The following is a 13,846-nucleotide window of genomic DNA, read 5'->3' as shown; positions in this document are numbered from 1 at the left end:
GCAGCAACGCCACGCATCTTCTGCCTTCGATGCTTGGGCTAACTCAGCGCCTGCATGTCGCCGCCGAGCGGAATTTGAGGCGCCAGTTTGTTCTCCGTGATCACCATGCTGTACTTGCGCGCCCACATCACCAACCAGCGTGCGATGGAGGTGCTGCGCGATCTCGGCCTCGAGGACAAGGCGGTGGGCGCAGGCGGTGCCGCAGCATGTGATGGCCAACAACGTGTTCTGCGAAAGCCTCGCCGGCGAGGAGTTCGGCCGGCTCTATTCCTGGGCTGGTCGTTCGGAGGCTCAGAAAAAACATGCTGGCGATCCTGGATTGGCAAGCGCGCGGGGCCGTCGGCGCCGCCAGTAATACACGGCATCACGGCGAAAGATGTGGACGGCCATTGCAAAACACACCCTGTGCAGCAGTAGCAGTATGTCGCAGAGCTGTGCAGCAGCTCCCCAGCCAGGCCGGTTTCGTGAGTGATTTCAGGCAGAGCGGGAGCTCTGGCTGGGGCGGGAGGGATCGAACCTCCGAATGGCGGAATCAAAATCCGCTGCCTTACCGCTTGGCTACGCCCCAACAGACGACGAACGGAACGGGTAAACCGGCACCCGCAGATTCCCGTCGGTCGCAGCCGGTCTATAGGGAGCGGCGCGGCATTTCAACCGCCTGGAGGGGCAAAAAGGGCCCGGCGGCCGACACTCTATACTGGGCCCCCAACAGCGCGCCCCGTTCCGGCCAGGCCATCGGCATCCCGGCAGTTGAGACCGCCCCCGTTTCATGGGAATACGGCGCCAAGATCTGTTCTCGGGGAGTGAGCCATGACCTACCGCGCGCCGATTTCTGACATGCTGCTGTCGCTCAACCATGGCGCGGGCCTCAAGGCCGCCGTGGAGGCCGGCCATTACGGCGATTTCGACGCCGATATTGCCGCGGCCGTGCTGGAGGAAGCCGGCAAGTTCGCAACGGATGTGCTGGCGCCGCTCAACAAGGTCGGCGACGAGCACGGCATCAAGCTCGAGGACGGCAAGGTCACGACCGCGCCCGGCTGGCCTGACGCCTACAAGCGCTGGACCGAGGGCGGCTGGAACGCGGTGTCCGGGCCTGAGGATTTCGGCGGCCAGGGCCTGCCGCTCGCGATCAATGCCGCCTGCACCGAGATCTGGAGCGCGGCCAACGTCGCCTTCGGCCTCTGCCCGCTGCTGACGGCCTCGGCGATCGAGGCGCTCGATGCCCATGGCAGCGACGAGCTGAAGACGATCTATCTCGAAAAGCTCGTCTCCGGCGAATGGACCGGCACGATGCAACTGACCGAGCCGCAGGCCGGCTCCGATGTCGGCGCGCTGCGCACCCGCGCCGAGAAGCAGGCCGACGGCACCTATCGCATCAAGGGGACGAAGATCTTCATCACCTACGGCGAGCACGACATGACCGACAACATCGTGCATTTCGTGCTGGCGCGCCTGCCCGATGCGCCCGCCGGCACCAAGGGGATTTCTCTCTTTCTTGTTCCCAAGTTCATGGTCAATGCGGACGGTTCGCTGGGAGAGCGCAACGACATCTATGCGAGCGGCGTCGAGCACAAGCTCGGCATGCATGCCTCGCCGACCTGCACGATGACGATGGGCGATCACGGCGGCGCGATCGGCTATTTGATCGGCGAAGAGAACCAGGGCATGCGCTGCATGTTCACGATGATGAACCAAGCCCGGCTCGGCGTCGGCCTGGAGGGTGTCGGCGTCGCCGACCGCGCCTACCAGCAGGCCCTGTCGTATGCGCAGGAGCGCCGCCAAGGCCGCGCGGTGGGCAAGATGGGTGACGGCTCTGATCCGATCTTCGTGCATCCCGACGTCAAGCGCATGTTGATGCGGATGCGGGCGCAGACCGCGGCCGCGCGCACCATCTGCTATGCGACGGCCGTCGCGATCGATGTCTCGACCCGCGCCAAGGATCCGAAGGTGCGCACTGAAGCAGCCGCGCGCGCGGCGCTGCTGACGCCGATGGCCAAGGCCTATTCCACCGATATCGGCAACGAGGTCGCCTATCTCGGCGTGCAGGTGCATGGCGGCATGGGCTTCATCGAGGAGACCGGCGCGGCCCAGCACTACCGCGATGCCCGCATCACCGCGATCTACGAGGGCACCAACGGCATCCAGGCGATCGATCTCGTCACCCGCAAGCTCGCGGCCAACGGCGGCGCGTCGGTGTGGGCGCTGCTCGACGAGCTCTCGGCGACCGTCAGCCAAGTGGAGGCCTCCAACGATCCCGCCTTCGGCACCACGGGCGCGAAATTGCGTGAAGCGCTCGACGCGTCGGCGCGCACCAGCAAATGGCTGCTCGAGCGCATTGCCTCCGCTCCGAACGAGGCGCTTGCAGGCGCGACGCCCTATCTGCAGCAATTCGGCGCGACGCTCGGCGGCTGCCTGCTCGCCTCCGAGGCGCTCGCCGCCAAGGCCGAAGGCCTCGGCGATGCGCCGCGCTACGTCGCGCTGGCGCGCTTCTTCGCCGAGAACATCGCGGTGCAGGCCGGCGCGCTCGAGCGCACGGTGACCGAGAGCGCGGAGTCGGTCGCAGCGGCGGATGCGGCGTTGCTGGGGTGAATGGCTGATCCGGACGAGGCGGCGGCGTTCGGTGGGATGAATGGATTCCGGGCTCGCGCTCCGCGCGCCCCGGAATGACGAAGAGAAACCTTCGTGAAATCTTCGCGCCGAACGAATAGTCTCATTCCATGCGACATCTGCTCCACCTGACCTGCTTCGCCCTCGCTCTCACCAGCATCCTCCCCGCTGCGGCCCAGAGCGCGGCCCCCGTCGAGTTGCGCGTTCTCGCCATCAACGATTTCCACGGCAATTTGCGGCCGCCGCCGGGCGGCATCCGCATCAATGACCCCGAGGACCAGTCCAGGAAGGTGACGGTGGCGGCCGGCGGCGCCGAGTACGTGGCGACGCTGGTGAAGCAGCTGCGCGAAGGACACAAGAACACCATCTTCGTCGCCGCGGGCGACCTGATCGGCGCGAGCCCGTTTCTCTCAGCAATGTTTCACGACGAGCCCTCGATCGAGGCGCTCTCGATGATGGGCCTTGCGATCAGCTCGGTCGGCAATCACGAATTCGACGAGGGCACGACCGAGCTCCTGCGCATGCAGAACGGTGGCTGCCATCCCGTCGACGGCTGCCAGGGACCGCATCCGTTCACGGGCGCCAAATTCCATTATCTCGCAGCCTCCACCGTCGAGACCGCGACCGGCAAGAGCGTGCTGCCGCCCTACGAGATCAGGGAGTTCGACGGCATCCCCGTCGGCTTCATCGGCCTGACCTTGAAGGAGACCGCCGGCATCGTCTCGCCTGCGGGCATCGCCGGGATCGAATTCCGCGACGAGGCCGAGACGGTGAACGAGCAGGTCGCCCAGCTGAAGGCGCGCGGCGTCGAAGCGATCGTGGTGCTGATCCACCAGGGCGGCGAACCCGCCGGCGACTACAACGAATGCCCTGCGATCACGGGGCCTATCGTCGACATCGTCAGGAAATTCGATCGTGCCGTCGACGTCGTCGTCAGCGGCCACACCCATCGCGCCTATATCTGCGATATCGACGGGCGCCTCGTCACCAGCGGCGACAAATACGGCACGCTCGTCACCGCGATCGACCTCAAGCTGGATCCCGCAACGCGCGACATCGTCAGCGCCAAGGCCGAGAACGTCATCGTCGCCAATGCTTCGCTGGCCAGGGATCCCGAGCAGACCGCATTGATCGAGGCCTACGACAAGCTCTCCGCGCCGATCGCCAACCGGCCCGCCGGCTCGGTCACCCAGACATTGTCGCGGGTGCCGAACGAGGCCGGCGAAAGCGCGCTCGGCGATATCATTGCCGACGCGCAATTGCTCGCAACCCGCGATGCCAAAGATGGCAGCGCTGTCATCGCGCTCACCAATCCCGGCGGCATCCGCACCGACATCGTTCCGAAGGAGAATGGCGCGATCACGTTCGGCGACGTCTTCGCCAGCCAGCCGTTCCGCAACCGTCTCGTCACCATGACGCTGACGGGCAGCCAGCTCAAGAACATGCTCGAGCAGCAATGGCTGGACCCGAAGCGGCCGCGGATTCTCCAGGTGTCGAACGGCTTCAGCTACACCTGGGATGCTTCAAAGCCGTTCGGCGAACGCGTCAGCCTCGAGAGGATGACGCTGGGCGGCAGGCCGATCGAGCCTGGAAGCGGCTACCGCGTCACGCTCAACGATTACCTCGCCGTCGGCGGAGACGGATTTACCGTCGCCAAGCAGGGCACAGCCTTGCAATATGGCGGCTACGATGCGGACGCGCTGTTCGCGTTCTTCCGGGCGCACGGGCCGGTCGGTCCGCTGCCGCCCAGGCGCATCCTGCGGGTGAATTGATCCGGATCAAACCGGCAGCCCTTTGCCATTCCCGGCCAAGCGCCTAGATTGGGTTTTGCATTGCGTTTTGGCGCCGGATGCGCCAACGACGGCAAAAGCCCGTTTTCCGTGAGGCCGACCTGATGAGCACGCTTCTCCTTTCCCACAAGGCCTGCCTCGACCATGTCACGCCGCCGGGACACCCTGAGAGGCCGGATCGTCTGCGCGCGGTCGAAGAAGCCTTGTCGCATGAGCGCTTCCAGTTCCTGGCGCGCGAGGAGGCGCCGGAGGGCGATCTCGATCTCGTCACGCTGTGCCACAACGAGCATTACGTCACCGAGCTGCGCCACATCGCTCCGACCAGCGGTCAGGTCTACATCGACGGCGACACCTCGATGTCCCCGGGCACGTGGGAGGCGGTGATGCGCGGCGTCGGCGGCGCGGTCGCGGCGACCGAAGCGGTGATGGCCGGCGAGCATCGCAACGCCTTCGTCGCGGTCCGCCCGCCCGGACATCACGCCGAGATCGGCAAGCCGATGGGCTTCTGCTTCTTCGACAACGTCGCGATCGCGGCGCGCCACGCCCAGCGCAAATACGGCATCAAGCGCGCGGCCATCGTCGACTTCGACGTGCATCACGGCAACGGCACGCAGGACATCTTCTGGTCGGACCCGACCGTGATGTACTGCTCGACGCACCAGATGCCGCTGTTTCCAGGCACCGGCGCCAGAAGCGAGCGCGGCGATCACGACACCATCGTCAACGCGCCGCTCGCCTCCGAGGACGGCGGCCCGGAATTCCGCTCCGCGTTCGAGAATCTGATCCTGCCGCAGCTGGAGAAATTCAGCCCCGAGCTCTTGATCATCTCGGCCGGCTTCGACGCGCATTACCGCGATCCGCTGGCTTCGCTGAACCTGCGCGCGGAGGACTATGCCTGGGTGACGCGCAAGCTGATGGATCTCGCCGACAAGACCGCCGGCGGCCGCGTTGTGTCGGTGCTCGAGGGCGGCTATGACCTGCAGGGACTGAAAGAATCTGTTACGGCGCATGTCGGCGCCCTGATGGGCGCTTGACCCACCCGCCACATTACGCCCGCAAAACTCTGCTTTCTCCACGGTGAAGTGAATCGGGCAATCGGAAACGGATATGGCCGAAAATACGCAAGTCGACGTCTCCAGGCTCACCTTCGAGCGCGCGATCGAGGAACTCGAAACGATCGTAAAGCGGCTCGAGGACGGCAAGGTGCCGCTCGAGGAATCCGTGACAATCTACGAGCGGGGTGAGGCCCTGAAGCGGCGCTGCGAGGAATTGCTGCGCCAGGCCGAGGCGCGCGTCGACAAGATCACCACCGATGCCAGCGGCCAGGCCACCGGCACTGCGCCACTCGACGTCCAGTAAAGAGTGCTCTCCCCCTCAGTCTTCTGACCCCGCTAGGCCGCAAGGCCGCACAAGAGATCTTCGCGGGGCGCGTGGCCGCCGGATCGATTCCGGTTCGCACGGCGCAGTTCCCGGCAGGCATCGCGGTTCCCTGGCAGTGGATCGGTACGTTCCCCCGCCCAAACTGGCGTTGAGGCCGAGAAAGGCCTCTGTTGAGGCGAACAGCCTGCCAAGGAACCGAGCAAGGCCGGAACCCACTGACCCCAGCCAAGGTTAACCACTCTGGCCCGCGAGTTGCACCTGCATACCCCTAATCGGCCCAGCGGGTTGGCTTTGGCCCAAGCTTTGGTGTAAAGCTGCGCGGAGTGTGGCTTTTTGCAAGCCTTGCGTGGGCACCGATTACCGACGGCAAGTGCTTCAAACTGCTAATAAATTGGCTTGGGACGGACGAAGCCGATCTAAGTGACAGGGATCACAGAGACTGAACCGGAGCACACTTAAGCTGACCTAAGCTTGAAGGCGGGGCCTTGCCCCGTGCAGGTGGCTCCGACGGTTATAGGATTCGCGCTGCGCCGATATTGTGCAAACCCATCGCGCACCGGAATGACCTTCCGGTGCTGACAAATTGGAAATCGCCGTGAACGCATACAGTAAGACGCCGCTTCTCGACACCATCCGGACACCGGAAGATCTGCGCAAGCTCAAGGTCGAGCAGATTCGCCAGGTTGCCGACGAGCTGCGGCAGGAGACCATCGATGCCGTCTCGGTGACCGGCGGTCACTTCGGCGCGGGCCTCGGCGTGGTCGAGCTCACCACCGCGATCCATTACGTCTTCGATACGCCGCGCGACCGGCTGATCTGGGACGTCGGCCACCAGGCCTATCCGCACAAGATCCTCACCGGCCGGCGCGACCGCATCCGCACGCTGCGCACCGGCGGCGGCCTGTCCGGCTTCACCAAGCGCAGCGAGAGCGATTACGATCCGTTCGGCGCGGCGCATTCCTCGACCTCGATCTCCGCCGGCCTCGGCATGGCCGTGGCGCGCGACCTCTCCGGCGGCAAGAACAACGTTATCGCCGTGATCGGTGACGGCGCGATGTCGGCCGGCATGGCCTATGAAGCCATGAACAATGCCGGTGCGATGAACTCGCGCCTGATCGTCATCCTCAACGACAACGACATGTCGATCGCGCCACCGGTCGGCGCCATGAGCGCCTATCTGTCGCGCCTCTACTCCGGCAAGACCTACCGCACGCTGCGCGATGCGGCCAAGCAGATCAACAAGCGCCTGCCCAAGATCCTCGCCAACCGCGCCAATCGCGTCGAGGAATATTCCCGCGGCTTCATGATGGACGGCGGCACGCTGTTCGAGGAGCTCGGCTTCTACTATGTCGGCCCGATCGACGGCCACAACCTCGACCATCTCCTGCCCGTGCTGAAGAACGTCCGCGACATGGAGACCGGCCCGATCCTGGTCCACGTCGTGACGCAGAAGGGCAAGGGCTACGGCCCGGCCGAAGCCTCCGCCGACAAGTACCACGCCGTCGTCAAGTTCGACGTCGCGACGGGCACGCAGGCCAAGGCCAAGCCGAATGCGCCGGCCTATCAGAACGTGTTCGGCCAGAGCCTCGTCAAGGAAGCGCAGAAGGACGACAAGATCGTCGCCATCACCGCGGCGATGCCGTCGGGCACCGGCGTCGACATCTTCAACAAGGCCTTCCCCGACCGCACCTTCGACGTCGGCATCGCCGAGCAGCACGCTGTGACCTTCGCCGCGGGCCTTGCGACCGAAGGCTACAAGCCGTTCTGCGCGATCTACTCGACCTTCCTGCAGCGCGGCTACGACCAGATCGTCCACGACGTCGCGATCCAGAGCCTGCCCGTCCGCTTCGCCATCGACCGCGCCGGCCTCGTCGGCGCCGACGGTGCCACCCATGCCGGCTCGTTCGACAACGCCTATCTCGGCTGCCTGCCCAACATGGTGATCATGGCAGCTAGCGATGAAGCCGAGCTCGTGCACATGGTGGCGACCCAGGTTGCGATCAACGACCGTCCGAGCTCGCTGCGCTATCCGCGCGGCGAAGGCCGCGGCATCGAGATGCCCGAAGTCGGCATTCCGCTCGAGATCGGCAAGGGCCGCGTGATCCGCCAGGGCAGCAAGATCGCCCTGCTCTCCTTCGGCACCCGCCTCGCCGAATGCGAGAAGGCCGCCGACGAGCTCGCCGCTCACGGCCTGTCGACCACGATCGCCGATGCGCGCTTCATGAAGCCGCTCGACACCGAGCTGGTGCTCAAGCTCGCGCGCGACCACGAGATCCTGATCACGATCGAGGAAGGCTCGATCGGCGGCTTCGGCTCGCATGTCGCGCAGTACCTGACCGACCAGGGCGTGCTCGATAGCGGCATGGTCAAGTTCCGCACGATGGTGCTACCCGACGTGTTCCAGGATCACGACACCCCGGCCGCGATGTACGCCCGCGCCGGCCTCGACGCCAAGGGCATCGTCGCCAAGGTGTTCGAGGCACTCGGCAAGGACGTCAAGGCCGAGACGGTCAAGCTGGCTTGATCTGGTTCACCTCTCCCGCATGCACGGGAGAGGTCGGATCGCGAAGCGATCCGGGTGAGGGCTTTCGCCTCTTGGGGGTTCTCGCTTGCGCAGACACCCTCTCCCCAACCCTCCCCCGCAAGCGGGGGAGGGAGCAGACTGCAGGCTGGTGCTTGCACCTCGACCAAATCTCCGGTTCCATTCCATGAACATCTATCTGGCAGGCCCCGACGTGTTCCTGCCGGATGCAACCGAGATCGGCCGGCGCAAGATCGACATCTGCGCCGCTCATGGCCTCACCGGGCTCTATCCCCTCGACAATGCCATCGACCTCACCGCGCGCGATGCCTCGCGGCAGATTTTCTGCGGCAACGAGGCGATGATGAACGCGGCCGATGCCATCATTGCGAACCTGACGCCGTTCCGCGGCGCCGGCGCGGATCCCGGCACCGTCTACGAGCTTGGCTACATGGCCGGCCGCGGCAAGTTCTGTCTCGCCTATTCCAACGACGGCGCCGCCTATGCCGACCGCGTCTCGCGCTTCATGGAGATCACCTCCGAAGAGGGACGGCTGGTCGATGCCCAGGGGCTGACGGTCGAAGATTTCGGCCTTGTCGACAACCTCATGATGATCCATGCGCTGGAGCTGCACGGCTGCCCGCTGGTGACACCAGCCGCGATGCCGATCGACGTCTGGCACGACCTCACAGCGTTCGAGACTTGCGTCCGGATGGCGGCCGCGCGATTGGTTGCTACATAAGCGCCGGTCCATCTTGAGAAAGCCGATGCCCCCTGCCCGCAAGCGCGCGGATGTATTGCTGGTCGAGCGCGGCCTGTTCGAGAGCCGGGCGCGGGCCCGCGCTGCGATCGAGGCCGGCCTCGTCACAGCCGACGACAAGCAGGTCGCAAAGCCCTCGGAGACGATCGCCGAGGATGCGGTAATCCAGGCCGAGCCCGCCCACCCCTACGTCTCCCGCGGCGGCGTCAAGCTCGCCGGTGCGCTGGAGCGGTACCGGATCGACATCGAGGACCATGTCTGCCTCGACGTCGGCGCCTCCACCGGCGGCTTCACCGAGGTGCTGCTGGCGAACGGCGCGAGCCTGGTGTTCGCCATCGATGTCGGCACCAGCCAGCTGCATCCCTCGCTGCGCGATCACCCCAGGATCGTGTCGATGGAGGCGACCGACATCCGCAGCTATGAGGGCAAGCGCCTGCCGGCGCGCCCCGATGTCGTCGTCATCGACGTCAGCTTCATCTCGCTGAAGTCGGTGCTGCCGGTGGCGCTGTCGCTGGCGGCCGCGCCGATGAGCCTGCTGGCGCTGATCAAGCCGCAATTCGAGGCGGACCGGAAACACAACAAGAAGGGCATCATCCGCGATGCCGCCGTGCACCGCGAGATCTGCGACGACATCGCGGCCTTTGCGGCATCGCTCGGCTGCACCGAGATCGACATATTCCCCTCGCCGATCACGGGCGGCGACGGCAACATCGAATTCTTCCTGGGCGCGCGTCGTGGTTGAGCGCATCAAGATCGATCATGTCGGCCATCGCGGCGACGGCGTCTGCCTTGCCGCCGGCGACGCAATCTACGTGCCTTACACGCTCGGCGGCGAAACCGTCGAGGTCGATCACGTCGCGGGCCATCATCCCGACCGCCGCAAGCTGCTGGCGGTGGAGGTCGCAAGCCCGGAACGCGTCGAGCCATTCTGTCCGCATTTCGGCGTGTGCGGCGGCTGCGCGATCCAGCATTGGGCGACCGAGCCGTATCGGGCCTGGAAGCGCAACATCGTGATCGAAACGCTGGCGCAGGCCGGCATCGATTGCGAGGTGGCGCCGCTGGTCGACGCCCACGGCGCCGGGCGCCGGCGCATCACGCTGCACGGCCGGTTCGGCACGCACGATATCCTCAAGGTCGGCTTCTCGGCTGCGAGCTCGCACGACGTCATCCCGATCCATCGTTGTCCGATCCTCGATCCCGCGCTCGAGGGCGCACTCGATGCCGCCTGGGCACTGGCCGAGCCGCTGACGTCCAGGATGCCGGTGACCAAGCCATTGGACATCCAGGTCACCGCGACCGCAGGCGGGCTCGATGTCGACGTGCGCGGCTCCGGCCCGCTGCCGACGGCGCTGGTCACCGCGCTGTCGCGCGTCGCCGAGCAGCACCGCCTGGCGCGGCTGACACGGCATGGCGAGCTGGTGCTGCAACGCCTGCCGCCGACGGTGAGGATGGGCCGCGCCGAAGTGACGCTGCCGCCGGGCTCGTTCCTGCAGGCGACGGTGGCGGGCGAGGAGACGCTCGCGGCCCTCGTCGCCGAGCGCATCGGCAAGGCCAAGGAGGTGCTCGACCTCTTCTGCGGCGTCGGCCCGTTTGCGCTGAGGCTCGCGGAGAAGGCGCGCGTCACCGCCTATGACAGCGACGCCGGCGCCATCGCGGCGCTGGCGAAAGCTGCGCGCGCACCTGGCCTGAAGCCGATCAAATGCGAGCCGCGCGATCTGTTCCGCCGCCCGCTGGTGCCGCAGGAGCTGCGCGACTTCGACGCCGTGGTATTCGATCCGCCGCGTCAGGGCGCGCAGGCGCAGGCGCTGAAGCTTGCGGCGAGCAAGGTGCCGGTCGTGATCGCCGTGTCCTGCAACGCCGCGACCTTCGCCCGCGACGCACGGCTCCTGATCGACGGCGGCTATCGGCTGGAGGCCGTAGTGCCGGTGGACCAGTTCCGCCACACGCCGCATGTCGAGCTGGTGGCGCGGTTCGTGCGGTAGGCTGCAAACTCGCCGCCGCCAGCCTTGATGCTGGTCAATCGCTCCGCCACCGGGCGGCGCTAACAATGCCCTGCGCAATCGAAGCGGGAGCGTCAGGCGTGGCTAACCGGCGAGAATTCATCATGGGCGCACTCGGGCTTTCTGCGGCGGCGATCGGCCATCCGTCTGCCGCGCTGGCGGCGACAACCTATGACGAAGCCGTCAGCTCGTCACGGGCTCCGCTGCGAGCAGGCCTAAGGGATCGCGAGCTCGTCCGGTTTGCGACGCTCGCGGCCAACAGCCACAACACCCAGCCATGGCTTTTCTCCGTCCGTGGCAATGTCATCACGATTGCGCCTGATGTCGCGCGGCGCTGTCCGGCCGTCGATCCCGACGATCATCATCTCTTCGTCAGTCTCGGCTGTGCCGCCGAAAACCTCATCCTCGCCGCGGCCACGCTGGGCTGGCGCGCCGATCCGGTCGTCGACGGCGATCGCATCGTGATCACGCTCGACGGGGCCGCTCCTGCCGCATCGACCCTCACTGAAGCAATTCCCGTCAGGCAATGCACCCGCGCGGCCTTCGCCGGCAAGCCTGCCGCGCCCGAGATCCTGCGCCAGCTCGAGAACGCCTGCCGCGAGCCCGGCGTCGCGGCGATCCTGATCACCGAGCGTGCCGGGATGGCTGAGGTCACCGATTATGTGCTCGAAGGCAACTCGGCGCAGATGCGCGACAAGGCCTTCATGCGCGAGCTCGCCAGTTGGATCCGCTTCAACGAGGCAGAGGCGGTCGCGACCATGGACGGATTGTTCGCGCCCGCATCGGGAAATCCCGCGTTGCCGTCCTGGATGGCACGGCCGCTTCTGAAGCTGTTCTTCACCGAGAGCGGAGAAAACAAGAAATACCGCGAGCAGCTCGACAGCTCCGCCGGTGTCGTCGTGCTTGCTGCCGATCGCAGCGACACCTCGCACTGGATCGCGGTCGGCCGCGCCTGCCAGCGCTTCGGCTTGCAGGCGACCGCGCTGGGACTGAAATATTCCTTCGTCAATCAGCCGGTCGAGGTCGCAGCACTGAGGCAGCAATTCGCGACCCGGCTCGGCCTCGGCGAACGGCGCCCCGACATCGTGATGCGCTTCGGCACCGGCCCAAGCCTGCCGAAATCGCTGCGGCGTCCACCGGAGCTGGTGATGCGACCGTAAACGCTGGCGCGTGATCCTTCCGGAAATCCGCTTCGCACTTTGCGCTAACGCGGCCCTTCGGGTCCGGATCAGGCTTTAGCGTCGTAGGCCGCTCAGCGCCGGCGATTCGCCGGGCAGCATGTTCGATCTGATATCGCTGTCCATGCGGCCCGAATCCTGCTGGGTGTAGCCGACGCCGAACGACAGGCTGAGATTTGAGGTCGGCTTGAATTCGACACCCGCAAACCCGCCATAGCCGGACCCGACGCCGGAGGTGAGCGGCGCCAGCGAGCTGCCGATGCCGTTGCCGTATTTCAGCGTGTCGAAGCCGGCAAAGAAGGTGACGGGCATGCCGCCGCCGGTCTTCATCTGATAGCCGAATTGGGTGCTGTCATAAGACAGCGCGCTGAAATTGCCGAGCGAGCCCGCCTGGTTGAAGCCGCTCAATCCGAGATCGCCGCGTTCGCGGCCGATGAAGAAGCCGTTCGCAGAGCTCGCACGCCAATCGGCCTCTCCGGCGTTGAAGCCCGCAAAGTTGCCATAGGTGTCGGAGCTCAGGCCGGCAGCGCCGCCAAGGCCGAAAGGCCCGCCGGGAATCCAGTATCGCAGCGGCGCCACTTGTGCATGAACCGGCGCTCCGCCGAGGCAGAGCACGGCGAGAGCTGCAAGAGCGTATGAGCGTGCAAGGTCGAACATTCCGGCTACCGTCTAAAACCCTGTAAAACTATACTCCTCGACCATCATCAATGCCAGCGGAGCGACTGCACGGCCCTCGCGGCCGCAGGTCTTTCGGGGAACCGCACCTGATGCCGCACGATCCGCTGCTCACCCGCCTGACATCCGTTCTTGCCGATGTACCCGGCGTTCAAGCTGTCGTGCTCGGCGGCTCGCGCGCGCGAGGCCGCGCGCACGCGGCCTCGGACCACGACATCGGTCTCTATTTCAAGTCAACGCTGGACACCGAACGGTTGCTGGCCGCCGCGCAGACGATCGCTGACGATCCCACCGCCACGACGGTGACGCCCGTCGGAGAATGGGGCCAGTGGATCGTCGGCGGCGCCTGGCTTTCTGTGGGAGGCCGTAAGGTCGACCTGCTCTACCGCGACGCCGACGCGGTCGAGGCCATCATGGAATCCTGCGGCGCCGGCGTGGTTGCCATGGACTACCAGCCCGGCCATCCGCACGGCTTCTGCTCGGCGATATGGATGGGCGAGATCGCATATTGTCAGCCGCTGCACGATCCGAACGGCCTGATCGCCCGGCTCAAATCGATCGCGCTTCCCTATCCGGAGCCTCTGCGCAGCGCCCTGATCCGGCGTTTTCAATGGGAGGTCCTGTTCAGCATCGAAAATGCCGAGCTCGCGGCCGCGCGCAACGAGCGGACCCATGTCGCGGGATGCCTCTACAGGTCGCTCGCCTGTGTCGCGCAGGTGCTGTTCGCACTGAACGAGCGCTATCTGATCAACGAGAAGGGGGCGCTGCAGGAGGCAGCCGGCTTGCCGCTGACGATCCCGCACCTGGTGGAGCAGTCCGACCGGATCTGGCAGCTCGTCGCCGACGGTGGGTTCACGCAGGCCTGCGCAATGCTGCGGCAGGTCGACCAGCAATTGAAGGCGCTGACGCGACCGGGCGGGACCGCGCCGTGAACG

Annotated in this window: 12 protein-coding genes and 1 tRNA gene; 11 read left to right on the top strand and 2 right to left on the bottom strand. The window is 66.0% G+C overall.

Annotation, left to right across the window (positions count from 1 at the left end; genetic code table 11):
* The first annotated feature begins 211 nt into the window (after positions 1 to 211).
* On the top strand, positions 212 to 355 hold the full coding sequence (locus tag AC24YW_RS26225) for a hypothetical protein (RefSeq protein WP_487485437.1): 144 nt from the start codon (positions 212 to 214) through the stop codon (positions 353 to 355).
* 138 nt (positions 356 to 493) lie between these two features.
* On the opposite strand, the gene AC24YW_RS26220 is transcribed toward AC24YW_RS26225, so the two are convergent.
* A tRNA-Gln gene (locus AC24YW_RS26220) sits at positions 494 to 568 on the bottom strand.
* 242 nt (positions 569 to 810) lie between these two features.
* Here AC24YW_RS26220 and AC24YW_RS26215 point away from each other — a divergent pair.
* The 9 genes from AC24YW_RS26215 to AC24YW_RS26175 all read left to right on the top strand — a co-directional run bounded on the left by AC24YW_RS26215 (position 811) and on the right by AC24YW_RS26175 (position 12,218).
* Positions 811 to 2,589 carry an acyl-CoA dehydrogenase family protein gene (locus AC24YW_RS26215; protein ID WP_487485436.1) on the top strand — a complete coding sequence of 593 codons (1,779 nt, stop codon included), beginning with the start codon at positions 811 to 813 and terminating at the stop codon, positions 2,587 to 2,589.
* 128 nt (positions 2,590 to 2,717) lie between these two features.
* Positions 2,718 to 4,379: a bifunctional metallophosphatase/5'-nucleotidase gene (locus AC24YW_RS26210; protein WP_487485435.1), complete on the top strand. Its 1,662-nt coding sequence runs from the start codon at positions 2,718 to 2,720 to the stop codon at positions 4,377 to 4,379.
* A gap of 122 nt (positions 4,380 to 4,501) precedes the next feature.
* Positions 4,502 to 5,431, top strand: a complete 930-nt coding sequence (locus AC24YW_RS26205; protein WP_487485434.1) for a histone deacetylase family protein — start codon at positions 4,502 to 4,504, stop codon at positions 5,429 to 5,431.
* Positions 5,432 to 5,504: 73 nt separating this feature from the next.
* Positions 5,505 to 5,756, top strand: a complete 252-nt coding sequence (locus AC24YW_RS26200) for an exodeoxyribonuclease VII small subunit (RefSeq protein ID WP_008132970.1) — start codon at positions 5,505 to 5,507, stop codon at positions 5,754 to 5,756.
* Between the two features lie 616 nt (positions 5,757 to 6,372).
* A complete protein-coding gene (gene dxs / locus AC24YW_RS26195) occupies positions 6,373 to 8,301 on the top strand; it encodes a 1-deoxy-D-xylulose-5-phosphate synthase (RefSeq protein WP_487485433.1) in 1,929 nt (642 codons plus the stop codon).
* 184 nt (positions 8,302 to 8,485) lie between these two features.
* Positions 8,486 to 9,040, top strand: coding sequence for a nucleoside 2-deoxyribosyltransferase (locus AC24YW_RS26190; RefSeq protein ID WP_487485432.1), 555 nt, complete (start codon positions 8,486 to 8,488; stop codon positions 9,038 to 9,040).
* A 25-nt stretch (positions 9,041 to 9,065) separates the two neighbouring features.
* Positions 9,066 to 9,800 carry a TlyA family RNA methyltransferase gene (locus AC24YW_RS26185; protein WP_487485431.1) on the top strand — a complete coding sequence of 245 codons (735 nt, stop codon included), beginning with the start codon at positions 9,066 to 9,068 and terminating at the stop codon, positions 9,798 to 9,800.
* A complete protein-coding gene (locus tag AC24YW_RS26180) occupies positions 9,793 to 11,040 on the top strand; it encodes a class I SAM-dependent RNA methyltransferase (protein WP_487485430.1) in 1,248 nt (415 codons plus the stop codon). The genes AC24YW_RS26185 and AC24YW_RS26180 overlap by 8 nt, the downstream gene beginning before the upstream one ends.
* A gap of 122 nt (positions 11,041 to 11,162) precedes the next feature.
* Positions 11,163 to 12,218 carry an Acg family FMN-binding oxidoreductase gene (locus AC24YW_RS26175; protein ID WP_487485678.1) on the top strand — a complete coding sequence of 352 codons (1,056 nt, stop codon included), beginning with the start codon at positions 11,163 to 11,165 and terminating at the stop codon, positions 12,216 to 12,218.
* 75 nt (positions 12,219 to 12,293) lie between these two features.
* Here the strand turns inward: AC24YW_RS26175 and AC24YW_RS26170 are convergent, their stop codons facing one another.
* A complete protein-coding gene (locus tag AC24YW_RS26170) occupies positions 12,294 to 12,893 on the bottom strand; it encodes a hypothetical protein (RefSeq protein ID WP_487485429.1) in 600 nt (199 codons plus the stop codon).
* 110 nt (positions 12,894 to 13,003) lie between these two features.
* Between AC24YW_RS26170 and AC24YW_RS26165 the strand changes: the two genes are divergently transcribed.
* Entirely contained in the window at positions 13,004 to 13,843 is an 840-nt protein-coding gene (locus tag AC24YW_RS26165) for a nucleotidyltransferase domain-containing protein (RefSeq protein ID WP_487485428.1), read from the top strand.
* Positions 13,844 to 13,846 lie beyond the last annotated feature (3 nt).

The organism is Bradyrhizobium sp. USDA3516, assembly GCF_057651995.1.
The sequence above is the reverse complement of the archived record's forward strand: the minus strand, read 5'-3'. Positions and strand labels throughout refer to the sequence as shown.

Excerpts from the sequence above, each read along its gene's own strand:
- AC24YW_RS26215 (WP_487485436.1), top strand. The coding sequence starts at position 811 with ATGACCTACCGCGCGCCGATTTCTGACATGCTGCTGTCGCTCAACCAT.
- AC24YW_RS26225 (WP_487485437.1), top strand. The coding sequence starts at position 212 with ATGGCCAACAACGTGTTCTGCGAAAGCCTCGCCGGCGAGGAGTTCGGC.
- AC24YW_RS26185 (WP_487485431.1), top strand. The coding sequence starts at position 9,066 with ATGCCCCCTGCCCGCAAGCGCGCGGATGTATTGCTGGTCGAGCGCGGC.
- AC24YW_RS26205 (WP_487485434.1), top strand. The coding sequence starts at position 4,502 with ATGAGCACGCTTCTCCTTTCCCACAAGGCCTGCCTCGACCATGTCACG.
- AC24YW_RS26200 (WP_008132970.1), top strand. The coding sequence starts at position 5,505 with ATGGCCGAAAATACGCAAGTCGACGTCTCCAGGCTCACCTTCGAGCGC.
- AC24YW_RS26170 (WP_487485429.1), bottom strand. The coding sequence starts at position 12,893 with ATGTTCGACCTTGCACGCTCATACGCTCTTGCAGCTCTCGCCGTGCTC.
- AC24YW_RS26175 (WP_487485678.1), top strand. The coding sequence starts at position 11,163 with ATGGGCGCACTCGGGCTTTCTGCGGCGGCGATCGGCCATCCGTCTGCC.
- AC24YW_RS26165 (WP_487485428.1), top strand. The coding sequence starts at position 13,004 with ATGCCGCACGATCCGCTGCTCACCCGCCTGACATCCGTTCTTGCCGAT.
- AC24YW_RS26210 (WP_487485435.1), top strand. The coding sequence starts at position 2,718 with ATGCGACATCTGCTCCACCTGACCTGCTTCGCCCTCGCTCTCACCAGC.
- AC24YW_RS26190 (WP_487485432.1), top strand. The coding sequence starts at position 8,486 with ATGAACATCTATCTGGCAGGCCCCGACGTGTTCCTGCCGGATGCAACC.